The organism is Sphingobacterium sp. 1.A.5, assembly GCF_002734235.1.
Taxonomy (GTDB): domain Bacteria; phylum Bacteroidota; class Bacteroidia; order Sphingobacteriales; family Sphingobacteriaceae; genus Sphingobacterium; species Sphingobacterium daejeonense.
In genome coordinates this window covers 82,229-107,647 of the sequence record NZ_PEBA01000006.1, presented here as the reverse complement: position 1 = coordinate 107,647, position 25,419 = coordinate 82,229, and the positions used below count along the sequence as shown (strand labels likewise).

The window sequence follows — 25,419 nt, the reverse complement described above, 5'->3', positions numbered from 1 at the left end:
ATCAGGGATGCCCAGGTCCAGCTCGACCGCGATACATCCACGAAAAAGTACCCCCAAAAGGTCAACGGGAACAAATCCTTCGGAAAATTAAAGGAAAACCTGATAGCCATCTTTTTCAAAAACAGGGAAAGGGAAATCCTCAGGGAGCTCACGGCCTATTTCCTCAAGGACACATTGCCCATTCGAAAGGGAAGATCGTTCCCAAGGCAGCTTAAGACCTCGAATAAAAAGTGCAAGCACAGGACCTACACAAACTACAAACCGGCATGATAAAATCCTTAACTTAATGACATTGCCCATGGGGGTTAAATGCCGTAGGCATGAAATATCTCTTAAATGCCATCGGCATGTAATATCTATAGCATTGAATCACCGCAAACAACAACGCCGTAGGTGTGGCATGTTTGATAACCCCAGAGGGGTGCAACTATTATAGCAAAATGTTTAAACGGCGCCATGCAACCCTGTAGGGGTGTCACTATAAATTGCTGGTTAATTAAATGACTATACACTCTGCCGAACAAACTAAATTCCTGCAATGCGACTAAATAGTTTTCCAAGCTAAAGCTTGGGAATGACACGATTTCCTGGGAAGTTAGAGGGGAATTGGGCGGGGAAGTGGTCGCTGCGGCGACCACTTCCCCGCCCAATTCCCCCTTCACTAAACGAACGAGCTTGTCATTCCATCTCGTAAGAGATGGAAACTATTTTGTCGCTATAATAGTGACACCCCTATGGGATTAGGTGGCGAAATGGCCATGGTTGGTGTCCCCACCAACCATCATTTCCGGTATCCAACCAAAAACACCCTAAAACAGTAATAATGGTAGCACAAACAGTAATATATATCCTTTTTAAATGATGCTTTTGGGCATCTTTGAGGAGTTAGTTAGAGTTATTTTTTATTAGTAACATCTGATGAGGGGACTAGGGAAAAGTCCCCTTTTTTTATGATTTGGAATATATGCTTTTTATATAGTCTCCTTCCACTCTCGTTCCACTCTTGTTCCACTCTCAGTCTTCTTTCGTTCGGACCTTGTTCGGACCTTGTTCGGGTGTTTTCCGAAGAAGCTCCGAACGAGGTCCGAACGAAGTCCGAAGGAGAGACGAAGGAGAGTATAATAAGTTAGGATGAGATATGGGATTTGAGATGTGGGATGTGAGATAGGAAGGCGCTAGCAAAGCCGTGGGTTGGTGTTCCCACCGACCATTATTTTAAAGGGACAAGTTTCTGGCAGGTGGGGACACCAGCCAGGGCATTTGGTCGGTGCATTACAGACTACGAATGTTGAGCAGACAAGTTTCTGGAAGGTGGGGACACTAGCCATAGCATTTGGTTGGTGCATCACAGACTACGATTAATTAGAAGACAAGTTGCTGGCTGGTGGGTACACCAACCAGGGCGGAATGACGGGGACAATAGGCATGGCGGATGGTCCGAGACACCTACCATGGCGGATGGTCGAAGTCTTCAGCGGACACAATTTTTGAAGTAATATAAAAAGGGCTGTCTTTTTTTAGACAGCCCTTTATTATTGTTTGTTGTTTGGTGTATTCTTAGTGAATGAACAGCAACTCGCGTAATTTCGGCAATGGCCATTTTGCGTCGTCAACGATTTTTTCAAGTTTGTTGACGTTGTAGCGGATTTCATCGAAGAATGGCTTCACAACCTCATCATAAGCGATTGCTTTTTCGCGGATATCATCGATTGTATTTGCTTTCTTACGTGCTTGACGCATTTCTTCAGCCAATTCCAAGATTAAGTTCACGTGTTTTGAGATCCTTTCGATGTAATTCAACTGTGAACTGTAAGCTTCTTTGTTCAGTCCAAGGTCTTTCAGTCCTTTTACGTTTTCGATCAATTGGTTTTGGTAGACGATACATGCCGGAGCAATTTGACTCGTTACCACATCACCGATCACACGTGCCTCGATTTGAAGTTTCTTGAAGAAGTTCTCCAAAAGGATTTCGTGTCTCGCTTCAGATTCGCGTCTTGAGAAGATTCCCAAAGTCTCGAACAATTCCAAAGACTCAGGTTTTACATAAACGTCAAGCGCTTTAGGTGTAGATTTGATGTTTGATAAACCTCTAGTTCCTGCTTCAATTTCCCATTCTTCGCTGTAACCATTTCCTTCGAAACGGATAGCTTTAGAATCTTTGATGTATTTACGAACTACGTTCAAGATAGCAAGATCTTTTTTCGTTCCTTTTTTGATTTGCTTGTCTACTTCGTTTTTGAATTCGATCAATTGCGTTGCAACGATAGCATTCAAAATGGTCATTGGAAGAGCTGAGTTTGCTGAAGAACCAACCGCGCGGAATTCGAATTTATTGCCTGTGAAAGCGAAAGGAGAAGTACGGTTACGGTCCGTATTATCCAATTTCAAATCAGGGATTTTAGGGATACCATGCCATAAGTTAGCGTCAGCTTTTACTTTTTTAGCAACACGAGCAGATTCTACTTCTTCCAAGATTTCATCCAATTGAGAACCCAAGAAGATAGAAATAATAGCCGGAGGAGCCTCGTTGGCACCTAAGCGGTGATCATTTGAATGACTTGCAATAGAAGCTCTCAATAGATCAGCATGTTCGAATACTGCTTTAATGGTGTTCACGAAGAAAGTCAAGAACATCAAGTTGTTCTTAGGAGTTTTTCCTGGAGACAATAAATTAACACCTGTATTAGTGATCAATGACCAGTTGTTGTGTTTTCCAGAACCGTTTACACCGCTATATGGTTTTTCGTGCAATAACACTTTGAAGCTGTGGCGGATAGCAACTTGCTCCATCAGATTCATCAACAATTGGTTATGGTCAATTGCCAAGTTGATCTCTTCAAACATTGGCGCACACTCGAATTGAGAAGGTGCTACTTCATTGTGGCGAGTTTTCAAAGGAATACCCAATTTAAGGGCTTCATTTTCCAAATCAACCATATAGGCAAGAACACGTTCAGGAATTGCTCCGAAATAGTGGTCTTCCAATTGTTGTCCTTTTGCTGACATGTGACCAAACAATGTTCTTCCTGTCAATTGTAAGTCAGGACGAGCATTGTAAAGGGCAAGGTCAACCAAGAAATATTCTTGTTCGATACCTAAAGATGCATTTACTTTGCTAACTGCCTTGTCGAAATATTGTGCAACATCCGTTGCTGCTTTATCTATTGAAGCAATAGCTTTCAATAGAGGAGCTTTATAATCTAAAGATTCCCCAGTATAAGAAACGAATACTGTAGGGATACAAAGGGTTTTTCCGGCGCCGGTTTCGAAAATAAAGGCAGGGGATGAAGGGTCCCAAGCGGTATAGCCTCTAGCTTCGAAAGTATTGCGGATACCACCATTCGGGAATGAAGATGCATCTGGTTCTTGTTGAACTAGGGCATCTGCGTTGAATTTCTCGATTGCACTTCCGTCGCTATCAGGTTCGAAGAAAGCATCGTGTTTTTCAGCTGTTGAACCCGTCAATGGTTGAAACCAGTGAGTGTAGTGGGTTGCGCCATTTTCGAGAGCCCAAGTTTTCATTGCTTGTGCGATGAAATCTGCTAGTTCTCTGCTGATTTGTCTTCCTTCGTCGATTGCCGATTTCAATTCTACGAAAGTAGGCTTTGGAAGATAATCTCTCATTTTAGAGATGCTGAACACATTTTTGTTGAAAATGTGGATAGCGCGTTCTGCATTTACCTCTGTTGTTTCGTTGAACATGTGTTTAGAGGCAGTCTCAACTGCGGCTAGTCTGGAGTTTAACATGCTATTCTTGTTATTTATTTTTAAGTTTTTGTTGATTGCTTGATTATTTCTTCTAATTAATATCAAAAGTATGGTAAAAATAGGTTATTCAAATAATTTTTTTAAAAAAAAATATAAAAAATCGGAATATTTCCTGTTTTTAAATAAAAATAGGTGGTAATTTTTTAAAATCACCACCTATTTTAACCTTGTTTTGTAAAATTAGTCGACTTCAAGTCCCCAATCTATTCCTTTTTCGGTTGCTTTGACACCTTTCTTGATCCAGTTGGCAGCAGGTTTGCCTTTTAAGAAGTGATCGAAGAATTGTGCTTCCCGAATTTGAATGTCTTTACGGTTTTGTCTTTGAATTAAGTTGTGATCATCACCATTATAGTTCAATAACCATACACGTTTGTTCAATCTGCGCAAAGCGGTGAAGAACTCGATGCCTTGATACCAAGGCACTGCGCCATCATTGTCATTATGCATAATTGCAACAGGAGTATTCACTTTGTCCATAAAGAACAAAGGCGAGTTTTCGATATAAAGGTCTCTAGCTTCCCAAAGTGGTTTCCCGATACGGCTTTGTGTATTTTCATATTGGAATTGACGCGACATACCAGAACCCCAACGGATTCCGCCGTAAGCTGATGTCATGTTCACTACAGGTGCTCCTGACCATGCCGCTGCATACATATTCGTGCGAGTGATCAAGTGCGCAACTTGGTAACCACCCCAGCTTTGCCCTTGGATTCCCATTTTTGTAAAATCAACCCAATTGTTGTTTCTTGCTAGGTAATGCATTCCAGAGTTGATGAATTCCTCAGCAGATTTTCCAGGGTAACCAGTTTCGTATCGAATATCTGGTGCGAAAACCAAGTAGCCGTTACTTACAAAATATGGAATATTCAACCTAGAAGGGGTAGGAGCCGGTGGTTGGTAAGTATACAATCCATCAGAAAGGGTTTCATAGAAATATGCTATGATTGGATACTTCTTATTTGGATCAAAATCTTCAGGTTTATATAATATACCTTCCGATTTATAACCTTTAGGTGTAGTCCAGTGAACCAATTCTGCTGTTCCCCAATTATAATCTGCTTGTTGTGGGTTTATATCCGAAAGCTTGGTTTCGTTTTTAAAATCAGCCAATAGATAAAGATTCGGTGAGTTTTGGTAATCTTCTTTAGTGTAGATTACTTTGTTGATCTTATCATCAGCACTCAACATTCTATAAGTATAAGGTCCCGACCAAAGTTTGCTAATGTCTTTCTTGCCTAATTTATATAAACCTTGGTTTTTATCGATCTTATTGAATCCGGAAAGGAAAACAGGCTTTCCTTCGTCAACCATGGTGTATTGAACTCTTGGGTCATCATTTTTTACCAATTCTTGAATTCTATAGACCATTTGATTTTTTCTGCCTAATCCATTTGTAATATTGGATTTGGATTTTCCATCCAAGGAGATTTTCCAGACATCATATCGGTCATTGATATAGATTGCTTTTCCATCTTTTGACCAGCCAGCAATTCCATAAGGTCCTGGCGCTGCAGGAACATCGTTTTCTTCGTCTACAAAACTAACTTGAAGGCCATCGTTTAACTGCACTGTTTTTTCTGAAGCGATATTATAGCTGTACCAGTTACCATTTGATCTGTTGAAGTAAATGATATAATCGCCATTTGGAGCTAAAGAAGCATAACCAGAGTTTGATTTAGTAACTAACTTGTTCTTACCACTTACAGTTGAGATTGCATAGATATCCGATCTCATTCCGCCTTCCCATTGGGATTCTATACGATAGCCTTTATCCGAAGTAGCCATAGCCCACTCGTTGTCAGCGTCTCCTGTCAAGGAGATTCTGTTGTAGGTTTCGTCTGATAGAGGCATAATATTTCTATTGCCTTGCAGGTTGATCAATGCGGTATAATTTCTAGATTGGTCTCTTTTTAGATTTACCAATTGCATTGGTTGCAAATAATCATCTTGCCAATGCCAAATATCTACTTTAGCGTGCTCAAATTCAACTAAGGTTGTGTCCTTTACCCTAGGAATAGGAGCCAAGCCAAAGAATAGCCTTTTGCCAGACTTGCTGAATGTCAGGCGTCCATCTCCCGAAACAAACCAATTTTCAGGAATGCCTGTGCTGTTTCTGTCCGCCAGAATAAATGCAGTGTCTTGAGAAGGAGTATAATAATAGAGTTTGAATTCCTTTAGCAAAGATTTTTCAGGAGTTTTGTCCGCCAGAAAACTTAATTGCTTAGTTGCATCGTCAAATTGGATGTTTTTATAGTTCCCTTTACCATTGCTAATTTTCTTTTTGGTTTTATTAGCCATGTCCATTATAAAAAGGCCAGACTCATTTAAGGAGTCCTTCTCTGGTCCTTTTATGGAATATACCAAAAATTTACCGTCATCACTCCAATCATACGTGTCTGCTTTCAGGATATTGCTGGTATCACCGGAGCGGAGATTCATCACGGTTAAAGTAGGAGTTGGTTTCTCTTTTTTAGCTGAGTTTTTTGATTTTGTAGTATCCTGTGCCTTAGGGACGATTGTTTCATTCAAAAATGCAACATATTCATTTCCTTTACGTGCAGTTTTGAATGATTTTACCTGAGCAAATTTTTTGCTGGATGAATTGCTAAGATTAAACACCAATAAGGAGTCCTTAGGCATTTCATCAGGTTTTTTCTTTTTTATTTTTGCTTGTCTAACATCCTGAAATGGTGCTTTGATAAGACTGATCAGATTTTTTTCATCATCTGTAAGTGTCAATTCTGAACCTCTTGGGATTTGTATCAAAGTTTGGTTCTTATCATTTTTCAGCATTCCTAGAGCATCACCTTCTTGAGGGGTTACGGAATAAATGATTAGATTACCAGATTTACTGATTTGGGGTCTGCTGATCGATTTCCAGGCGTCATAAACAGAATGGTCGATTGGTTTTTTCTGTGCATTAGCTAGTGAAAAAGCGCTTAACCCTAGGAGTATTAAGGCAAATTTACGTTTCATATAATTTGTTGTTTGGAATTCCAATAATACCTAAAATTTACTAACTTAGGTTAGTTTAGAGGATAACAATTTTATTATAAATCCGAATAAAAGGCGCTATGAGAAATTCAGGCATCATCATCAGCATCATTGCTGGTATATCGATAATCATCTTTGCGATGATTTTTGGGAACGCTTATAAATATAAATATAAGAATTCCAACACGATCAATGTTACAGGAAATGCCATGACAAATTTCGAGTCAGATATTGTGAAATGGTCAGCCTCCTTTAGCCGTAAATCCATGGATCTGAGCGAAGCCTCGGAACAATTGAAGAGAGATCGTGATATGGTCAAGGATTTTTTGGTTCGCCAAGGTATCAGTGACAAGGAAATTCTGTTCAATGCAGTGAATATTAACCGTGATTTTTCATATCATACAGATCCTAATGGAAACAGTTATAATACTTTTACTGGTTATAGCCTTTCCCAGAATGTTTCAGTGGAATCCAAGGATTTGGATAAGGTAGCGAATGCTTCTCGTGAGATCTCGACTTTGATTTCGCAAGGAGTGGAGTTGAGTTCAAATTTGCCGAACTATTATTTTTCGGGCTTGGAAGATTTGAAACTGAAGTTGATTTCGGAGGCTTCGCAGAATGCGAAGGTAAGGGCTGAGAATATTGCGAAAGAAGCAGGTTCTTCATTGGGAGAATTGGTGAAGGCTGATTTGGGTATTTTTCAGATTACGGGTCAGAATGAAAATGAGGAATATTCTTATGGTGGAGCTTTTAATGTGACATCAAGGAAAAAGACAGCTAATATTACGGTGAAGACGAGCTATTTAAGTAATTAAATAAGGCTCATGGCTTTGGTCCCTGAGCGTAGTCGAAGGGCGACTCCTGGCTTCGGCTCCGCTCAGCCAACGCAGCCACCGAGTCGATGCCGGTCCCTGGTTAGTCGAAGGGCGGTCCCTGAGCGTAGTCGAAGGGCAGGCCAACCCGCTTAGGATGGCGTTAGCAAAATTAATAAAACCAAAAGGCTGAAGATGTTAAAAACACCTTCAGCCTTTTGGTTTTATGTTCTGAAGCCGTGGTCGGTGTTCCCACCGACCACTATTTAAGGCGTCAATTTGCTGGCTGGTGGAGACACCGGCCAGGGTTAATCTATAATTACTTACGGGTTTATTCTAATGAATTTTCCGTCTTTGTCGAATTCTAGGTCTAGTCCGTTGGTCAATTCAACATCGTAGCCATGTCTTTCGGTTTCGATACTATTAATCCCAGTGTTAGGATAGTTTTGTTTTACGTAGGATAGGATAGATGTAGGGATCAAAGAATCTGGTAGGGCAGCTGAATCATTTTGCGCGTCGATATCAAGCCATTCGCCATTTTTGTTGAATTTGATTTCGATTCCATTTTCTAAAAGTACATCGTACTCTAATCCTGATAAACCTTCTTTTTCCTCAACTACAGAAAGAATTTTTACTCCATTGAAGTTTTTAGAAAGAAATTGTGCAGCTGTATTAGGAAGGTTGCCTTCGCTAACTACGGTTTCTTTGTCACATGAGATCATCAAAGCTGCGATCGAAAATAATAGTGTGATTGATAATAATAACTTTTTCATTTTTATATTTTAAGGGTTAATTTTTAATGTGATTTTAAGGCAATCGATGATATTAGTCATCGATCTTAATAAACTCTGCGTTTTTGTTGAACTTTACTTCGATACCGTTTGTCAACTCAACTTCGTATCCTTTTGAATCTTTATTGATCTGAACGATATTGTTGTTAGGGAAGCTTTTTTGAACGTAGGATTTAATTTTAGCAGGAACGATTCCTTGAGGTACTGATTTTGATTTTGCATCAACTTCAGTCCAGTTACCTTTACTGTCAAATTCTAGTTCAATTCCACTTGCTAACACCACTTTATATTCAATTGACTGCATCAATTCTTTTTCAGATTTTACCAATGCTACTTTATCACTTCCATAATTAGAGCTGATAAAGCTTTGTGCTGCCTTCGGAAGGTTGTTTACTTCAATAACTTTTTCTTGTCCGATAGCTTGGAATGATGATCCTGCTATCAATACTACCATTGCTGCTTTTATTAGATTTTTCATAGTGTTTTATTTAAATGTTGACACTAAGTTCGGGGTCAATTCTGGAAAGAATTGGGAAAAATCTGGACAAATAGAATTTATTTGATTTTTTTTATGGTGAAATGTTGGAGGTTTTCTATGAAATCATAAGAAATGCTCAAATTTGAGTATTTCTCTAATATGGTTTTAACAATAGAAAGTCCGAGTCCATTGGATTGGCTATCCTGTGTTCCTTTATGAAATCTTTTAAATATAAAGTCCGGATTTAATGCACCGTCATTGCTTGAATTGGCGATGTCAATCTCGTTATCATCAATGGTTATATCAATATGTCCAGCCTTTACATTATATTTAATTGCATTTCTGAGAAGATTTGAAATCAGGACACGTGCAAGGTCAATGTTCATATTGGCAATAAAATGCCCTTTTTGAAGCATATTTATTTTAATGTCCTTAAATTCTATGATTTCTTCAAATTCTTCCAGTTTTTGTAAAATTACGGTGTTGAACTTTACATCAGAACTTGATGTGTATTGATTGTTTTCTATTCGAGATAGCATTAACAGCGATTTATTCAAACCTACCATCCTGTGCAAAGATTGCTTTGCCTCGGCTATTTTTATAGTTTGCTCTTCTGGGAGATTGCCATCTTGCAATAACAGGTCTAGTTTTCCGATTGTAATAGCTAATGGAGTCTGAAGTTCATGGGATGCATTTTCCAAGAATAGTTTTTGATCTTGAAATACAGCTTCATTGGTGCTGATCATCTGATTGATCTGGTTGTTCAGTTCTTGAAACTCCTTAACTTCAGTAGGAACAGGTTCAAAGCTTTTGGTATGGCCAAATCTATAGTTGCTCAAGTTTTCCAATATTTTATGGAAAGGTTTCCATCCTTTGTGCATGACAAAATAATTGATGACCAGGATGCTGATTACAATTACTGCGTAAAGTACAGCCAATGAAATGGCTAAATTAATCAGGTAATCATCTTCTTCTTCAGTTGAAGTTCTGATCTCTAGGGCGTAAGCCTTTCTATCTTTGGAATAGAATCCAGTTTTTAAGATTCTATAAGGTTCGTCTTCATCATCATAAGGCATATACATCAATTCTCGGGAGAAGTGATTTTTATCGATATCTTCAGAAGGTTTGGTAGGATAGATCTTAAATTGATTAATCCCATATTCCTTGCTAGTTTCAATTATTTCAGGATTGTTATAGGCTTCGCGAATAATTTCTAATTTTTGGTTTTTGAGTCCGTCATCTACATTATCATACACTTCGTCCATTAAGAACGCATAGAATAGCAGTGCCCAGATGGCCATAATGACCAATATGGTAATTGCTAAAGTTCTGTTTGTATAATATTTGATTGAAACCGCCATTACACCAATTTATAGCCTACTCCATATACGGCTTGAATATCCATATCTGCTTCAGCTTCTTTTAATTTTTTGCGAATATTTTTTATTTGCGAATATATAAAGTCAAGATTGTCGGCTTGATCGGTGTGATCTCCCCAAACAGATTCTACGAGACTTGTCTTTTCAAGTAATTTATTGGGACGAAGGATAAAATAATAAAAAAGGTCGAATTCTTTTCTGTTTAATGGGGTAATCTTTTCATTTACTGTCACTTGCCTGCTGTCCGGGTCTAAGGATACATTTTTATACTTAACAAGTTGTTCACCATCTTGAGCATTTCGACGTATGATTGATTTAATACGTGCAAGAAGTTCAGCGAGATGGAAGGGTTTTGCTAGGTAATCATCAGCTCCAATTTCTAATCCCAATACTTTGTCTTCGACAGAATCTTTGGCTGAAAGTATGAGAACGGGTTGTTTTTTATGTGCTTCTTTTAATGTTTTGAGGATATCCAACCCATTTCCTCCGGGAAGCATAAAATCCAATAGAATACAGTCATAATCATAAGTCATTGCTTTCTCCAATGCAGCATTATAATCTTGCGCTGACTCAATGAGGAAATTCTCAGATTTCAAGAACTCTTCAATTGTCTGCAATAAGGCTGTTTCGTCTTCTATTATTAATATCTTCATCGAAATAAATTACAATAGAGCATAAAGATTCTGGAAAGAATCTGGAATTCCCTCCTGTTTATAATATAACCTTTACTCCGCCATAAAAGTTTCTAGTTGGAGCAGCATTGAAATATCTATTTCCCATCGCATTAATGTCATTTCCTAAGCTATATTTCTCATTCAACAGGTTATCAGCACCTACAAATAGCTGGAGTTTATACCGAGGTGAAATAGATGTCAACCATGACACTTTAGCTTGAAGAACATGGTATTTATCTGCAGTTACAGTATTCGCATCATTTAATGGAATGCTTGATGTGAAATTATGTAAAATATTAAAATCAAATTGTTTATTGAATCTAAAAGATAATGTATTTACCCAAATCCAATTTGGCACTGATGTTACTTCATTTCCTGAAAAATCATTTTCACCAATTTTATATTCTTTGAATTTATAATCTTGATAAGTCAGGTTCGAAGAAAATATCAGCCCTTTTAAAAATTCACTATTCTCATTTGCGATCAGTTGAGTTAGTATATTTGCTTCAACTCCTTTTTGATCTATTTTACCAGCATTCACAAAAAATTCAGCACCATCCTCATTCAATTGACGAATAATTCCATTGTCCATTTGATAATTGTATGCTGCAAGGTCAGCAATAAACCTTCTGTTTTTGCTTTCATATCTGATTCCAGCTTCGTAATTGATTCCAGTTTCAGGTTTCAAGTCTTGATTTATTCTGTTGTCAGAAGATCTTACCTCAGCAATAGTTGGGGTAGAGTATCCTTTGGAAACCGAAGCTCTAATTGCGAAATTATCTGTTGCAGAATAAGATAGTCCAAATCTAGGCATCCAAGTATTGTTAAAATCAATTTTCCCTTCAGCCTGTTCTTCTCCAGGTAGGTGTCTGTTGAATTTTATATTGTTGAAATTCAATCCAATAGATGCTTCTGCTGAAAGCTTTTGATAAATTCTAGTTTTCGCTCTGAAGAAATAGAAATGTTGACCATTTTTTAGGTTATCATCATCAGTAAGTTCGCCCATTTCCCCTAGGTTGTTCTCATGGTTTTTGACATGATACCATCCTTTTTGTGCTTCAGCACCCAATTGCATCTCCCAAAGCAAATCTTCTTTATCCAAATTCTCATAGGATAGGTAAGTCCTTAAACCGATGTTCTTTTCGTCGCGGGTTTCATAATTGGTAATAAATGGATTTTCTAGATCAGTATTTGTTCCGAATATGGATATAACATGTTTAAAATTGTCATTTATTTGGTATTCATTGGTTATACCTCCTATAAATGTTTTGTTATAGATAGCTGCTTTTTGGTCTTTGGCGCTTTGGAACGGGCCTCCAGCAGGTCTAAATTGGGTTGGGTCTTCATCGTATTGTTGCTGAGTAAGTCCACCTGGAGTTTGATAACCTAAATCAGAATATAATCCAAATACTTTTAGTGTTCCTTTTGAATTGTATTTCCATTGATGAGCAGTTTGGAAGAACAGTTTGTCCATGCCCGTATGTTGTCTATAACCATCTGACCTTAGATAAGCCTGGTCGAAAGAAAAGCTGTAATTTTCATTCACTTGATGATTGACCTGCAATTGTTGATGGAAAAGACCAAATGATCCTCCAGAAACCATAATTGATTTTTCATTGTTAGGCTTTCCAAAACCTTCGGGAATAAATCGAAGTACCCCAGCTGAATTGGGTCCATATAATGATCCATCTGGACCTTTGATCACTTGAATACTATTTATTCCAACAGGATCTAAAAGGTTGAGATACGTATTTCCACTGGCATCAGTAAATGGTATTTCATCAATGTATATTTTTGTATTCCTCACACCAAACGGCGATCTCAGCATACTTCCCCTTAGGGCAAGTCTATATGATCCAGGTGATCTTTCTTCCATTCGAAGTCCGGTTGTTGTATTCAAGGTACTCAAGAAGTTGCTTGGAGCTTGAGATTCAAGCAATTTTTTAGTCACTACCCGAGCAGAAGTCGTTAAATCCAACATTGATTGAGCATTGAAATAAGCCTTTATTTCAATAGGTGCGATGTCGTTGATGCTTGTGTCAGGCGAAGAAATCTGTGCCTTGGCAGAAAAGAAAAATAATGTGCTTGAAAGAGATACTAAACCGAATTTCTTAAGAGTCATGTAAATATTTTAAAGTATTTTATATTAATAAATTAGAATGCTTCATTTAAACCTAAAAATAAGCCCCGTTGGCCGAATCTACCAAAAGCATAATCAATACAAAGATTGGTTCTGGTTGCTTTATTAAACAAGAGCCTAAGGCCAGCACCAGCAGCTGGTTGCCAAACTTGGAATAATTTCGTGCCCATTTGATCATTGGCAGTCTGAATATTGGCGAATACAACTCCGCTTAGGAATTGGTTTCTAAGAATAGGATATCTGTACTCTATTTCAGAATAGAAGAATGAAGTTCCTTTAAAGTATCCCATCGTATATCCTCTGCCACTTCTTGCATATGTGTCCTTTGCAGTTCCTGGTAGATCAATATAAGGGAGTTTACCACCTAAATTATAGGATCCGAAGTTCCAGAAAGCAATTACATGATTAGGTCTCGATGTTGAAAGTTGCCAATATTTTCGGAAATCCGTTTGCAATTGATATGCATTATGAGTACTGCCGAGCCAAGTTTGGTTCATTCTTAATACCATATCGAAATAATATCCTTTGTAGGCTGAATTGGGGTTGTCACGGGTCATATATTGCATATTCAACATTAGGCCGTTGTTGTTAACCCGGGAAGGGTCGAAATCATTCCACCTGCTATATATTTCCACTGGTGACATATTTTCTTCACTCCCTACCGTACTGAGCTTTCTTTTTAGCTCGAAGAAAACACCAACACCGACAAATGCTCCTGGGAAAAGTTGCTTATATACTCTTTCATTGATGGTATATGCCATATACCGATTTACGAATCTTTGGCGATCGGGGTTATTTAATATTAGCTCTTCCTCAGTAGGGTTTTCCAAAGTGCCTCCAATTCCTAGACCATAGTCTAATCCGACAGCTTTTGCCACCATAGCTCCACCTTTAATATTCCATCTATTTCCAGGGGTATAGATATCATGAAGAAGGTACCCAACAATAATTCCGCGTGTTGTGGCACTTAATGCGGTGGCAGCAATAGACATGGTTGTGTTCGGTTCATTGCCCAGTACTTTTCCACCAACAGCTTTTATTCCAATTTGTGCCCCTATGGATGGGTTATAATTTAAATTTGGAAGATAAGATATTGCGGATCTCTTTCCAGAAGGCTTTTTATCGCCTTTTTTGAAAGGGTTAATATCTCTAAACGCATCTACGATATCATAGAGATGATCAGTTGATAAGGTGCTGTCTCTTTGTTCCTTGGTGCTTACCGTGTCTTGAATTTGTATTTGAAGCGCATAAGAAGGTAGCTTAGCTAAGATAAATATGGTTAAAATGAATAGCTTAATGCGCATTTTAATGTTGTATTATTAGTGGTTGATTTAGATGGATGTACTGAAATAATCCGCTGTAAAAATATTACAAATAATATGATTTCAGGTTAAGATTAGTGTCATATTATCTATTAAAATGTTGGAGATGACCTAATAGTCCAGTTATACCACCTGTATGAATAACCAATATTTTGCTGTTAGGTTTGAAATATTCTTTTTCTATAAGATCATATACGCCAAATAGCAGTTTTCCAGTATAGGTCGGTTCTATCATAATTCCAGTAGAACTTATGAAGGATTTAATAAAGGCTATTAAATCTGGTTTTACTTTTGCATACCCTGAAAAGTGATAGTCCAAGTGAAGTGTAATCAATTCAGGGTCTATATTCCAGGATTGGAATTCATTTTTTAAAAATTCTGCACCCTTCAATACAGGAATGGAATGAACCTTTGTTTGGAGATTGTTCTTTGCTATTCCCAATTGAATGCCCGCAACGGTTGTTCCTGTTCCTGATGCTACGAATATATGGTCGTATTGCTGTTCTAATTCTGATATTATTTCGGCACAACCTTTTATGCCAAGATCTGATTTGCCCCCTTCGTCGATGAAATAAGATGTTTGAGGATTATGGCCTCGTTGGAACAATTCTTCTTTATTTCGGTATGATTCTCTATCTACAAAAAGTAAGTTCATTCCAAATAGTCGACACATATCCAACACTGGGTTGTGAATTTCTTCACCACGCACATAGGCTGTTGCCCTGAATCCAAATTGTGCTGCTGCTGCAGCTGTAGCTAATAAATGATTTGACCAAGCGCCGCCAAAAGTGACTAAATGATTTATTTGTTGTTCTTTAGCTTCTTCAAGCTGATATTTTAATTTACGCCATTTGTTGCCAGAAATAAAAGGGTGGATCTTGTCATCTCTTTTAATATAGACTGAAATATTTTTGTCTTCAAATTTTGAATCGTGAATTTGTTCCTCTGGGCTATAAATTTGGAATGAAAAATTCATGGGTTAAAATTAGCCTTTTTTCAAACAGGAAATAGAATGATTATAAAAATGCTACTTTTGCAAAATGGTTGATAATCTTGATAACGAACAGGAAGAGCAGGAGCTTTATGAGCATTTACGAATAGTGGCTGACAAAGGTCAGGCATTATTGCGCATTGACAAGTTTTTGATGAATAGGGTTGAGAATACTTCTAGAAATAGGATTCAAAATGCTATTGATGCCGGAACTGTAAAAGTGAATGACAAAGAGGTAAAAGCTAGTTATAAAGTTAAGCCTTTTGATGTAATCACAGTTGTTTTACCTGATCCTCCAAGAGATACTGAGGTGTACCCAGAGGATATACCATTGGATATTATTTATGAAGATGATGATGTCTTATTGGTTAATAAAGAGCCTGGTATGGTCGTTCATCCTGGATTCAACAACTATACTGGAACCTTGGTAAATGCCTTAACTTTTCATTTAAACCAATTACCTACTCTACCGGGCAATACGGGCAGGCCAGGATTGGTTCACCGTATTGACAAGGATACTTCAGGCTTGTTAGTAATTGCAAAGAATGAATGGGCAATGACTTACTTGGCAAAACAGTTTTATGAACATAGTATTGCTCGTAAATATGTCGCTTTGGTGTGGGGAGATATCGCAGAGGATGGAACCGTCACTGGATATATAGGTAGGAACCTTAAAGATCGCAGGATCATGGATATGTATGATGATGAAGAGAAGGGGAAATGGTCTGTTACGCACTATCGAGTTTTGGAGCGATTGGGCTATGTTACTTTAATTGAATGCCAACTAGAGACTGGTAGGACTCATCAGATTCGTGCCCACATGAAATCGATCGGCCATCCGTTGTTTAATGATGAATCGTACGGTGGCAATAAGATTCTCAAAGGAACTTCTTTTACCAAGTATAAGCAATTTGTAGATAATGCTTTTGCATTGTTGCCACGTCAAGCCTTGCATGCCAGGAGTTTAGGATTTATTCATCCTAAATCGAAAGAATTTTTGCATTTTGAAGTACCAATGCCGGAAGATTTCCGTTTAGCATTAGAGAAATGGAGAAGTTACAGCTCAAATAATCAAAATTAGATTCTTAAAAAATTTATGCCCGTACATTACATTAACTACAATGGTACTGTTGTACCTCAAGATATGGCTATTCTAGATGTTGATAGCCGCGCATTTCGTTATGGCGATGGAATTTTCGAAACCATGTTATGGCGAGATGGAGATATTCGATTTTTAGACCTACACTTAGAGCGCTTGCAAGAGAGTTTGTCCATGCTCCATTTTGATGATGTTGATCAGTTTGATGCTTTTTTCATTCGTAGCAATGTAGAGGAATTATTGCGCAAAAACAATATGGTCGGTCAACAAGCCAGAGTTCGATTAATAGTATTCCGTCAAGGCGGAGGGCTGTATAGTCCCGAAACCAATAAACCAGCATTTATCTTGCAGGTAGACCGTAAGCCTGAAACTTTAAGAGACAAGAAAACTGGTTTAATCATTGATGTATATACAGAATATAAAAAGCCTTATAGTGAGCTGTCTAAGATTAAATCAAATAATGCTTTGATCTATGTGATGGCTGGCTTATACAAGAAAAAAAATGCTTTTGATGAAGTCTTGATTTTAAACCAATCTGGCAATCTATGTGAGGCTTTGGTCTCGAACATCTTCGTTTATTACGATAAGGTATTGTATACTCCGGCTATTTCCGAAGGATGTATTGCAGGTGTTATGAGAAGGGTCGTAATGGATATGGCACAGGAACAAGGTATCGAAGTCGTTGAAGCTGAAATCAAACCTGAAATTATGAAAGTCGCCGATGAAATTTTCTGTACGAATGCTGTCGAAGGTATTCAATGGGTGATGGGCTATAAGCATAAAAGGTATTTCAATAAAATTTCAAGGATTTTCCAAGAAAGATTGATGTCTTGGAGTTATGAGACTGAGGAATAGAGAAGCGACATCAGACAATCAGCTTTCTTAGTAACACTACTTGGCCTAGATGATAATAGGCATGTTCGATTTGGCCTTCTATGTTTCTTTTGTATGTGCCATATTTAGGATCATAGAATGTAGATTCTAGTTGTTCATTGGATAGGTTTTCGATATTTTCTGCAAATAACTCTGCTTGATTGAAAAGTTCATTTTTAAGGTTTTCCCAATCAGATTCGTTAGATAAAGGAGGGGTTTGAAAACTTTCGCTATCCTTAATATCCAGATTACCGGTTTTGAAAAAGGAATTGATGCCTTTGATGTAATACAGTATATGATAGGTAAGATCTGCTATTCGGTTTAAATCACTGATTTTGGATGTGGCAGTAAGGAAGTTAGTATTTGATAATTCTTTTTCCCAATTGGTATTTGCGATCCAAGTTCCATTAAGAATTACTTCCCTAAATCTATTTGCTAGTTGATGTGCCATAATTGAGTTGGTTGAATTCTGATGTAAAGTTATGAATATCAATAAAATAAAAAAAAGGGATATCTGAATGTTATCCCTTTTTTCATTATAGTAATTGTGATTTTAAGCTAGAATTTACTGCTTTACTCCCCAATTTTAGTTTTTCACTACTTCAACGTTTACAGTAATTGCTACTTCTGGAGCCACAGCATCAATTCCTGCTGGAGTTTTATCTGCGTATTTGATATTGTAATCGAAGCGGTTAATTTTAGTTTTAGCTGTAAATCCTGCGCGGGTTTTGCCCCATGGATCTTGGATGATTCCATTGTTTTGAACCACGTCAAATGTTACCGGTTTCGTTACATCTTTGATGGTTAAATCTCCTGTTAATTTGAATTTACCTTTTCCATCACTTTTTAAAGTTGCATTTTTCAAGGTCATTTTAGGGAATTTTTCTGCTGAGAAGAAGTCATCACTCAATAAGTGTTTGTTTCTAGCATCCACTCTTGTATCGATTGAATTTACATCAATATCGAATGAAACTGTTGCATTTTCGAATGATGTTGAGTCCTTAGATTCTACCTGACCTTCTAACTTTGTGAATTCTCCATCAACAAAAGCTATCCCTAGGTGTTTAATTTCGAAACGAGCATTTGTATGTGCTGGATCTACAGACCACTTAGTTTGTCCGAAAGCGATGTTGCTTACTAAAAGCAAAGTTGCCAATAGGCTAAAGAAATTTTTCATATTGTAAATTTTTAAAGTTTGTTCGTTTTGTTGTCGATGCAAAGTTTGGGAATAAAAAATTGCTAGACATTGATCTATGTTAATAAATAATAATTTATAGAAAAAAGTTTTGAGAGGAATGTTTTGAGGCTATTTAGCTACAAGAAAATATTGATTTTGGTTCTCTGTGATGATTGCGAAAAAATGGATATATTTATTGTGTTTAAAATGCATCAAAGGCATTTTTACGAAAGTTTATAATTATAATCACACTTATAGTATTAATGGATAAAATATGTTGATTCCGGTGAATAGGTTTCTTTCATGTTTTGTAAGTTTTCTAAAATCAAAATAATTACCGAAAAGTAGTCAAAATGAAAATGGATTCAGAAATAGTGAGTGCTGTAAAGAGAGGAGATACAGTCTATTTGGAAAAACACCTCAACTCGGAGAATGTAAATGAGGTGAATGAGAAGTCTGAAAATCTATTGATGATAGCGACTTATCAGAATGATTACACCATGGCTTCATTTTTAGTAAAAAATGGAGCTGATCCAAACCAACAAGATGAAATATTTAACAGTCCATTTTTATATGCTGGTGCATCCGGCTATTTGGATTTAGTTAAGTTGTATTTGGCATATGGTGCTCGATTTGATGTTTATAACCAATATGGTGGGACTGCCCTTATTCCAGCCGCAGAAAAAGGCTTTGTAGATGTTGTGAGATTATTGGCTCATACCAAGAATTTTCCTATCAACCATGTCAATAATTTTGGTCAAACAGCATTAATGAAGGCCATATCAATGGGTGATGGCAGTAAAAATCATGTTGAAATAGTCAATATCCTGATCAAAGCTGGCGCTGATAAGAACATTCCTGATAAAGAAGGGGTGATAGCCATTGACCATGCTAAAAATAAAGGTTTCTCAGACATTGTAGATCTATTGTATTGAAATAAGTTTTTCGGAGTTGGTTCTAGAATTAACTTAATTTTTTAAGGACCTTCTCCAGTCTTTTTATTTTACTGATTTTTTCGACTTCATTCATTCTGGAAATAACAACTTGGCGGAAAGGTAGAATTTTGTCTTTTGTGATCTTGTTTGCTGCCATTTCAACATACATCGGCAACTGATTTGTTGGACAATCTTGTATTTGATTTAATAAAAGATCGAATACCTGCGCTTCATAAGCTGGTTGGTCGATTAAATTAACCAATATAGCGACAAAATTGTCTCTAGTAATTACAGAACCTTGATCTACCACAAGTTTTAAGGTAGATATGTTGTTATATATGTCTGCAGGAATAAGAAGGGAAATCGTTTTCAAAGCCGTCATGGCACCCCATTGAAGACGATTGTTTTTGCTTTTTAGAACTTCCAGGAATTCTGGGTAATGTTCAACGATTAAATTAGGTGACATTTCACCAACTTCATAAAGCACCTTTATACTATCATTTTGTACTTCATTTTGTTTGCTTTTCAATAATGCAACTAATTCTTTAATGGATTGGACATCTTGATTATGAATAATCTCTTTCGCTAAATCAATATTAGGTTCTTCATCTCGTCTTCCGATGGTAGATGCCAATCTTTCTTTAATCATGTTTTTAAAGGTTAGTGATGTAATTTACGAGAAATTTTAGCTTCGAGGAAAATTTTATCTGAATTTGTTTGAAGAACCAGTAAATCAATTTTTTTTGTAAATGCTGTAGTATTCCTTTGTTTAACAAATATATAATGAGGTTAATTGAATTTCGTTTAGTAAATTATAGAAGTATTAAAGAGTGAATTGAATTGTAAACTCAATAATTTATGAAAAATATTGAAAGCAAGGTTTTTTCTTTTGCAGTTCCTGAAAGTTTTGAAATTTCTTTCAATAGTGAAGATGCAATAGAAGTTCTTGACGAAAGAGCCGATCAAGTATTAGATACTGCTAAGGTTTTTGTGTCGATTGTAGAGTTGGAAGATTTTAACGAAGGAGAAGGGGACAGTTTGGCTTCCAGATTTTTCAATACTGTTATCTTATATACCAAAGGAGCTGAACCAGATGAAGAGAGATTGGGCGAATTAAAGGATGGTCGAACCTGTTTTCAATTATTCGCAAGTTCAAAAGACAAGAAATATTATCATATCGCATTAATTCCTGTTTATGAAAAATATGCTGTCCAATTTTTTGCTGATTGTCCTGATTCATTGAAAAATGAATATGTTTCTGTTTTTTCTGAGATTTTAGAATCTGTTAATTTGATTGGAAAAGTAGAACTTCTAGATATGATTTTTGAAAAATATAGCTATTTAGAAAGTATTAATCCAGTTCAAGAGGAAGATTTAAATGAATTCAAAATAGAAGCTGAATTAAATTTCCAAAATAAATCGAATGATGTGTTTGAGATTGGCGGACTAAATTTTTCAATTAAAGGGGATGCAAAAGCTATGATCAGTCCACTTACCCATCTCATGTATGTTGATTTGGTGATAAAGACCGAAGCTGTCGAGGAAGGATTGAAGAGTGGGATTCTTTATGAATATTCACAAAACCCTAGTGAAATTGTTTTCCAATTCTCTTCTAATAAGGTATTTAATAAAAATGGCCTATATACAGAATTTTATTTTTTAGAAGGAAGTGGTGAAAATCAAAGCAGCCGATTAGATATAGAAGGCATGGATTATCCTTTCCGATTTACAGGTAAATTTGGTTTTCAGAATAATTTGGTGGGAATGGTTGGGATAATAAAACCTTTATATGAGAACCAACCAGAATATCCAATAGAGGTCTATTTACCAATGGATATATCAGATTTAAAGATAGAAAATTATAATTTTTCAACCCTTGAAGAAACCCAATCTTTTAATAAAAGTGATATTAAAAGATTAGAATTAAATTTAATGGATGTTGGTGAATTTTCCGACGAAATATTTGACTTTAAAAGTCTAGAGCATTTGTCGTTGAATTTATCAACCAAACAAAATGAACAACCCATTTTTGAATTTCCTTCCGGTTTTGAAAAGTTAGGTGAGCTCAATTATCTACGGATCAGTAATTTTCCGGTTGAAATTTTTCCTCAAGAAATAGCTCAAATGGACAAATTGTCCAATTTAGGGTTTATCGGCTCTTTTATAAAGGAGATTCCTGCTAAAGTTTTTCAACTTCCAGAAATGGAACGGATGTATTTTTCAGGAAACGAACTAACATCCATACCGAATGAAATCCATATGCCGCATCTAAAGTCAATAGATTTGTACTATAATAACCTGAAGACCCTCCCGATATCATTGATACAACAAAAAGAAATAAACAATATCACGGTTTCTGGAAATCCCTTGGAGAGTCTACCTGAAGGATACAATGATTTTGCGGGATTAACCCTTGATTTGGACGTTAAGTCTAGGGTTTTGGATAATAATTATGCTGGAGCTGACGGAAAAGGAATGGTGGCATGGGATAACAAAATGTATTATGCGAGACCAGAGACATCCTATTATAACGAGATATCAGGATTGCTAAACAATGATAAAATTGAAATTTATAAAGAAGATATATTATCTACGGTAAAACAATCGGTTGGATTTCTTCATTCTGAAGCAGAAGATTATTCAAAAATTGGGAATAGTAGGATGGGAGGAAAGCCTGATTTGCCTTTTGACATACCTTTTCCATCTTTTTATTCGGAATATCAAGAAAAAGAATGCTTATATGAATTTATTGCTCAAATAGATTTGGATAGTATTTCAAGTTACCAAGATTATCTTCCAAGAAAGGGCTATTTGTTTTTCTTTATCAAGAGTATTCATCATTTTGGAGAGGATAATTCTGGGGTAGTGTTATTTATTGAGCATTCAAATAAATTGGAATCTGGAAAAAGATTTTTGAATCAAAAGGAATCAGATTTCTTTGAGTTGCCAGGTGCTGAATATGATAGTTACAAATTAGAAGCTTTTAGTATGGTTTCTTTACCTTATTTATACGCAATTCAAACCAATAAATACCTTTTTAAAGATGATCCGAAAGGTTTAATAAATGATGATGAAGCAATAGACTATTATGAGATGAATATTTTTCCAATAATGGAACAAGAGTTCATTACAGATTTGGAGGTCAATTCCTACGGTTTTACTCAACATGAATCACCTGAGCTACAGGCTGCCATTCGTAAAAAAGGAGAACCAGAGGATTGGATTAATCTTTTGAAAGTTAAATCCACTGGATCCTTTCAGTGGTGGGATGCTGGGGAGATTTTTTTCAGCATTCATAAAAGTGACCTCCAAAAGAGAGATTTTTCTAATATCATGTTAACAATTGAAAGTAGTTAAATATTTACTATGGAAAAGGAAGATTATATTAAAAGATTTAATGAAGAAGATGCTGTAGGTTGGATAGAGATTGATAAGAAGATTGATTCGGTTTATCCTGGTGTCGAACCCAGGCATTATGGCCCTTTATGTGGTATTCATTATATGGCTGGTGGGACTGATCCCATAGATGGAATAAGCGTATATAATCATAAATCAAATCCTGAGCATTTGCATCTGATTAGTTATGGGATGAGTGAAATTTATTATAACCCGGAGGCTGCAGGACAGGAATTCAGTAAATGGGGGTTTGAATTTACATTTAGATTAGTTCCTTATTCAGGTGATCAGGGAGATCCAGGTTGGATGATGCAAGTATTCAATAATTTAGCTAGGTACGTGATCAAAAGCGGTCGATGGTTTGAGGAGAATCAATATATTCCTGCCAATGGGCCAATAAGGTTAGATACGGACACTGCCATTGTTGGTTTTGCAACGACTCTTGATCCTGAATTAGGACGTATAGACACACCGCACGGAGAAGTATCTTTTATTCAATTGGTTGGAATAACGCAAAACGAATTGGATTATTTGAATGAGTTCAAGTCCGTTGAAAAAGTGGCTGCTTTTTTGGAAGACATGAAGAAAGATAATCCTTTTTTGGTTACAGATTTGAATAGAAAGTAATATTCTAACAAATCAATTCTTATATTGAATTGTTTAGAAAAACAGATAAATTATTGAATGAAGCATATAAACGGTTTTCAAAAAATAAAGCGAGTGGGGCAGATCTTAAAGATTTTGTCCAAGCATGGGTTTGATGAAGTAGTTTCAAGATCAAATTTAGATCGGATACTACCAGACAGTTTTCTTTTTTGGAATAATCACGCCCGCAAGGTTTTTGAAGAAGATTTTAATATTCGAGTTCGTTCTGCCATTGAAGAACTAGGTCCTACATTTATTAAATTGGGTCAGTTGCTCAGCAATAGACCTGATATCATTCCAAAGGACCTTCAAGAAGAATTGGTTAAGTTACAGGATGAAGTAGCTTTAGAAGATATTGATATCAGGAAAAGACTTGAGAAAGAACTGGAAATCAATTTAGACGAGCATTTTTTATCCATTGATCCTAAACCTATTGCTTCTGCTTCAATAGCGCAGGTTTACAGAGCGACCTTAATTAACGGCAAAGAAATCGTTTTTAAGGTAAAACGCGAGGAAATAGATGAAATTATTCATGCTGATCTGGATTTTATTAAAGATTTAGTTAAACTCCTGCAGCGGAAATATGAGGTCGTCTACAAAATGAACCTCTACCAAATTGTGCTTTCTTTCGAAAGTTCCCTTCTGAATGAACTATCCTTTACCAATGAACTCAACAATATAGAACGATTTAGACGTCATTTCCTTGAAAACAAAGATATCTATATTCCTAAAGTCTATCGGAAATATAGTACGGATACTTTAATCTGTATGGAGTTTATCGATGGTGTCAAGGTAAATGATACATTAGGATTTAAGGAACTCGGTCTATATCCAAAATCTGTGCTTCAAAATGTTTTGGATCTTTATTTAGAGCAGGTATTGATGCACGGTTTCTTTCATGCTGATCCGCATCCCGGTAATGTATTTGTAAATAGACGAGGACAGATAGTTTTTATAGATTTTGGATCGATGGGATTTATGATTCCAGAGGATCGTAAAATCATTGAAGCTATGGTATTGGATTTTCTTTCCAATGATGCCAAAAGCCTTATTAAGAATATAAAAAGACTTGCAGTGGTTCATCATATAGAAGATGAAAGGCGTTTGGAAAGAGATGCTTATGAAATATTTGAAATGATCAAACAGAATGCGCTTGATGATATTGATATTTCTGTAATGCTTCAGAAATTGAATATCGTTCTTCAGAGCAACCATATTCTTTTGCCCGATTTTGTCTACTTATTATTGCGAGGTGTATCTATCTTAGAAGGCACCGGTCGGCAGTTAGATGCAGAACTGAATGTTCCTGAAAGCATTGAGCCTTTTGCTAAAAAGATTGCTGCTCAAAAGTTCTCCTCTGAATATATCCTTGGACAGCTAAAAGAAAAAGCCAAATTCGCTAAGGACGTTCTTACAGAAGTTCCATTGGATTTGTTGACCATTTTAGAAAAAGTTAAGGAAGATAAGATTACAGTAAACCATAAGATGCAGGATTTTGATAATCTACAGTTGATTTTGCATCGGATGGGTAATAAGTTTTTGTTGTCCATTTTAGCCATGACTTTTGGTGTTGGAGCAAGTATTTTGGCTCATGGCCGAGTAGGATACTTGGTATGGGGAATTCCGTTGTTGTCTTGGTTTGGATTTATTATGAGTTTTATACTTTGTTTTGCGCTGTTGAGTCATTTGTATAAGTCGAAGTAGGGGTAGGTTAGACAGTAGACATAAGACATAAGACACAAGACATTTGCAAACGCTAAATGATGGTTGGCAGGTGGAGACACCAGCCACGGCTGTGATCCTTCAGTAAACGCTAAATAGAAGTTGGTGGCAGGTGAGGACGCCAGCCACGGCGGTGATACTTTAGCAAACGCTCAATGATGGTTGGTGGCAGGCGAGGACGCCAGCCACGGCGGTGATACTTCAGCAAACGCTAAATGATGGT

At 36.7% G+C, this 25,419-nt stretch carries 20 protein-coding genes; 8 read left to right on the top strand and 12 right to left on the bottom strand.

Annotated elements, in window-relative coordinates; genetic code table 11:
* Positions 1-270, top strand: a 270-nt coding sequence (locus CRT24_RS20820; RefSeq protein WP_218962579.1) for a hypothetical protein, incomplete at its 5' end; no start/stop codon positions are given.
* A 1,287-nt stretch (positions 271-1,557) separates the two neighbouring features.
* Here the strand turns inward: CRT24_RS20820 and CRT24_RS05060 are convergent.
* The gene (locus CRT24_RS05060; RefSeq protein ID WP_099370167.1) at positions 1,558-3,747 is read right to left on the bottom strand and encodes a glutamine synthetase III; all 2,190 of its coding nucleotides are present in this window, start codon (positions 3,745-3,747) and stop codon (positions 1,558-1,560) included.
* A 201-nt stretch (positions 3,748-3,948) separates the two neighbouring features.
* On the bottom strand, positions 3,949-6,744 hold the full coding sequence (locus CRT24_RS05055) for a prolyl oligopeptidase family serine peptidase (protein ID WP_099370164.1): 2,796 nt from the start codon (positions 6,742-6,744) through the stop codon (positions 3,949-3,951).
* A gap of 98 nt (positions 6,745-6,842) precedes the next feature.
* Between CRT24_RS05055 and CRT24_RS05050 the strand changes: the two genes are divergently transcribed.
* Positions 6,843-7,577: an SIMPL domain-containing protein gene (locus CRT24_RS05050; RefSeq protein WP_099370163.1), complete on the top strand. Its 735-nt coding sequence runs from the start codon at positions 6,843-6,845 to the stop codon at positions 7,575-7,577.
* Positions 7,578-7,897: 320 nt separating this feature from the next.
* Here CRT24_RS05050 and CRT24_RS05045 read toward each other — a convergent pair whose 3' ends face one another.
* The 7 genes from CRT24_RS05045 to CRT24_RS05015 form a co-directional block, all read right to left on the bottom strand.
* Positions 7,898-8,347, bottom strand: coding sequence for a PepSY-like domain-containing protein (locus CRT24_RS05045; protein ID WP_099370162.1), 450 nt, complete (start codon positions 8,345-8,347; stop codon positions 7,898-7,900).
* Positions 8,348-8,399: 52 nt separating this feature from the next.
* Positions 8,400-8,843 carry a PepSY-like domain-containing protein gene (locus tag CRT24_RS05040; RefSeq protein WP_099370161.1) on the bottom strand — a complete coding sequence of 148 codons (444 nt, stop codon included), beginning with the start codon at positions 8,841-8,843 and terminating at the stop codon, positions 8,400-8,402.
* Between the two features lie 77 nt (positions 8,844-8,920).
* Complete coding sequence (locus CRT24_RS05035; protein ID WP_099370160.1) at positions 8,921-10,204, bottom strand: HAMP domain-containing sensor histidine kinase; 1,284 nt, start codon at positions 10,202-10,204, stop codon at positions 8,921-8,923.
* On the bottom strand, positions 10,204-10,875 hold the full coding sequence (locus tag CRT24_RS05030) for a response regulator transcription factor (RefSeq protein ID WP_099370159.1): 672 nt from the start codon (positions 10,873-10,875) through the stop codon (positions 10,204-10,206). The genes CRT24_RS05035 and CRT24_RS05030 overlap by 1 nt, the downstream gene beginning before the upstream one ends.
* Positions 10,876-10,933: 58 nt before the next feature.
* Positions 10,934-13,018 (bottom strand): TonB-dependent receptor, encoded by a 2,085-nt coding sequence (locus tag CRT24_RS05025; protein ID WP_144034507.1) that lies wholly within the window; start codon positions 13,016-13,018, stop codon positions 10,934-10,936.
* A 32-nt stretch (positions 13,019-13,050) separates the two neighbouring features.
* Positions 13,051-14,340 (bottom strand): BamA/TamA family outer membrane protein, encoded by a 1,290-nt coding sequence (locus CRT24_RS05020; RefSeq protein WP_099370158.1) that lies wholly within the window; start codon positions 14,338-14,340, stop codon positions 13,051-13,053.
* Positions 14,341-14,443: 103 nt separating this feature from the next.
* On the bottom strand, positions 14,444-15,334 hold the full coding sequence (locus CRT24_RS05015; protein WP_099370157.1) for a 1-aminocyclopropane-1-carboxylate deaminase/D-cysteine desulfhydrase: 891 nt from the start codon (positions 15,332-15,334) through the stop codon (positions 14,444-14,446).
* Positions 15,335-15,398: 64 nt separating this feature from the next.
* Here CRT24_RS05015 and CRT24_RS05010 point away from each other — a divergent pair, with 64 nt between their 5' ends.
* Together CRT24_RS05010 and CRT24_RS05005 are read left to right on the top strand one after the other, a co-directional pair.
* Positions 15,399-16,430 carry an RluA family pseudouridine synthase gene (locus CRT24_RS05010; protein WP_099370156.1) on the top strand — a complete coding sequence of 344 codons (1,032 nt, stop codon included), beginning with the start codon at positions 15,399-15,401 and terminating at the stop codon, positions 16,428-16,430.
* 15 nt (positions 16,431-16,445) lie between these two features.
* Positions 16,446-17,303, top strand: a complete 858-nt coding sequence (locus CRT24_RS05005) for an aminotransferase class IV (protein ID WP_099370155.1) — start codon at positions 16,446-16,448, stop codon at positions 17,301-17,303.
* A gap of 10 nt (positions 17,304-17,313) precedes the next feature.
* On the opposite strand, the gene CRT24_RS05000 is transcribed toward CRT24_RS05005, so the two are convergent.
* Together CRT24_RS05000 and CRT24_RS04995 are read right to left on the bottom strand one after the other, a co-directional pair.
* On the bottom strand, positions 17,314-17,772 hold the full coding sequence (locus CRT24_RS05000; protein ID WP_099370154.1) for a DUF1572 domain-containing protein: 459 nt from the start codon (positions 17,770-17,772) through the stop codon (positions 17,314-17,316).
* A gap of 135 nt (positions 17,773-17,907) precedes the next feature.
* The gene (locus tag CRT24_RS04995; protein WP_099370153.1) at positions 17,908-18,498 is read right to left on the bottom strand and encodes a YceI family protein; all 591 of its coding nucleotides are present in this window, start codon (positions 18,496-18,498) and stop codon (positions 17,908-17,910) included.
* A gap of 353 nt (positions 18,499-18,851) precedes the next feature.
* Here CRT24_RS04995 and CRT24_RS04990 point away from each other — a divergent pair, with 353 nt between their 5' ends.
* On the top strand, positions 18,852-19,433 hold the full coding sequence (locus tag CRT24_RS04990; protein WP_218962578.1) for an ankyrin repeat domain-containing protein: 582 nt from the start codon (positions 18,852-18,854) through the stop codon (positions 19,431-19,433).
* A 28-nt stretch (positions 19,434-19,461) separates the two neighbouring features.
* Here the strand turns inward: CRT24_RS04990 and CRT24_RS04985 are convergent, their stop codons facing one another.
* Entirely contained in the window at positions 19,462-20,082 is a 621-nt protein-coding gene (locus CRT24_RS04985; protein ID WP_099370152.1) for a hypothetical protein, read from the bottom strand.
* A 209-nt stretch (positions 20,083-20,291) separates the two neighbouring features.
* Here CRT24_RS04985 and CRT24_RS04980 point away from each other — a divergent pair, with 209 nt between their 5' ends.
* The 3 genes from CRT24_RS04980 to CRT24_RS04970 are packed head-to-tail and all read left to right on the top strand — an operon-like array spanning position 20,292 to position 25,178.
* Entirely contained in the window at positions 20,292-22,790 is a 2,499-nt protein-coding gene (locus CRT24_RS04980; RefSeq protein ID WP_099370151.1) for a DUF1963 domain-containing protein, read from the top strand.
* 9 nt (positions 22,791-22,799) lie between these two features.
* Positions 22,800-23,456 carry a suppressor of fused domain protein gene (locus CRT24_RS04975; protein WP_099370150.1) on the top strand — a complete coding sequence of 219 codons (657 nt, stop codon included), beginning with the start codon at positions 22,800-22,802 and terminating at the stop codon, positions 23,454-23,456.
* A gap of 57 nt (positions 23,457-23,513) precedes the next feature.
* Positions 23,514-25,178, top strand: coding sequence for an AarF/ABC1/UbiB kinase family protein (locus CRT24_RS04970; RefSeq protein WP_099370149.1), 1,665 nt, complete (start codon positions 23,514-23,516; stop codon positions 25,176-25,178).
* Positions 25,179-25,419: the final 241 nt, after the last annotated feature.

Coding starts and splice junctions, on each gene's coding strand:
- CRT24_RS05060 (WP_099370167.1), bottom strand. CDS start 3,747: ATGTTAAACTCCAGACTAGCCGCAGTTGAGACTGCCTCTAAACACATG.
- CRT24_RS05055 (WP_099370164.1), bottom strand. CDS start 6,744: ATGAAACGTAAATTTGCCTTAATACTCCTAGGGTTAAGCGCTTTTTCA.
- CRT24_RS05050 (WP_099370163.1), top strand. CDS start 6,843: ATGAGAAATTCAGGCATCATCATCAGCATCATTGCTGGTATATCGATA.
- CRT24_RS05045 (WP_099370162.1), bottom strand. CDS start 8,347: ATGAAAAAGTTATTATTATCAATCACACTATTATTTTCGATCGCAGCT.
- CRT24_RS05040 (WP_099370161.1), bottom strand. CDS start 8,843: ATGAAAAATCTAATAAAAGCAGCAATGGTAGTATTGATAGCAGGATCA.
- CRT24_RS05035 (WP_099370160.1), bottom strand. CDS start 10,204: ATGGCGGTTTCAATCAAATATTATACAAACAGAACTTTAGCAATTACC.
- CRT24_RS05030 (WP_099370159.1), bottom strand. CDS start 10,875: ATGAAGATATTAATAATAGAAGACGAAACAGCCTTATTGCAGACAATT.
- CRT24_RS05025 (WP_144034507.1), bottom strand. CDS start 13,018: ATGACTCTTAAGAAATTCGGTTTAGTATCTCTTTCAAGCACATTATTT.
- CRT24_RS05020 (WP_099370158.1), bottom strand. CDS start 14,340: ATGCGCATTAAGCTATTCATTTTAACCATATTTATCTTAGCTAAGCTA.
- CRT24_RS05015 (WP_099370157.1), bottom strand. CDS start 15,334: ATGAATTTTTCATTCCAAATTTATAGCCCAGAGGAACAAATTCACGAT.
- CRT24_RS05010 (WP_099370156.1), top strand. CDS start 15,399: ATGGTTGATAATCTTGATAACGAACAGGAAGAGCAGGAGCTTTATGAG.
- CRT24_RS05005 (WP_099370155.1), top strand. CDS start 16,446: ATGCCCGTACATTACATTAACTACAATGGTACTGTTGTACCTCAAGAT.
- CRT24_RS05000 (WP_099370154.1), bottom strand. CDS start 17,772: ATGGCACATCAACTAGCAAATAGATTTAGGGAAGTAATTCTTAATGGA.
- CRT24_RS04995 (WP_099370153.1), bottom strand. CDS start 18,498: ATGAAAAATTTCTTTAGCCTATTGGCAACTTTGCTTTTAGTAAGCAAC.
- CRT24_RS04990 (WP_218962578.1), top strand. CDS start 18,852: ATGAAAATGGATTCAGAAATAGTGAGTGCTGTAAAGAGAGGAGATACA.
- CRT24_RS04985 (WP_099370152.1), bottom strand. CDS start 20,082: ATGATTAAAGAAAGATTGGCATCTACCATCGGAAGACGAGATGAAGAA.
- CRT24_RS04980 (WP_099370151.1), top strand. CDS start 20,292: ATGAAAAATATTGAAAGCAAGGTTTTTTCTTTTGCAGTTCCTGAAAGT.
- CRT24_RS04975 (WP_099370150.1), top strand. CDS start 22,800: ATGGAAAAGGAAGATTATATTAAAAGATTTAATGAAGAAGATGCTGTA.
- CRT24_RS04970 (WP_099370149.1), top strand. CDS start 23,514: ATGAAGCATATAAACGGTTTTCAAAAAATAAAGCGAGTGGGGCAGATC.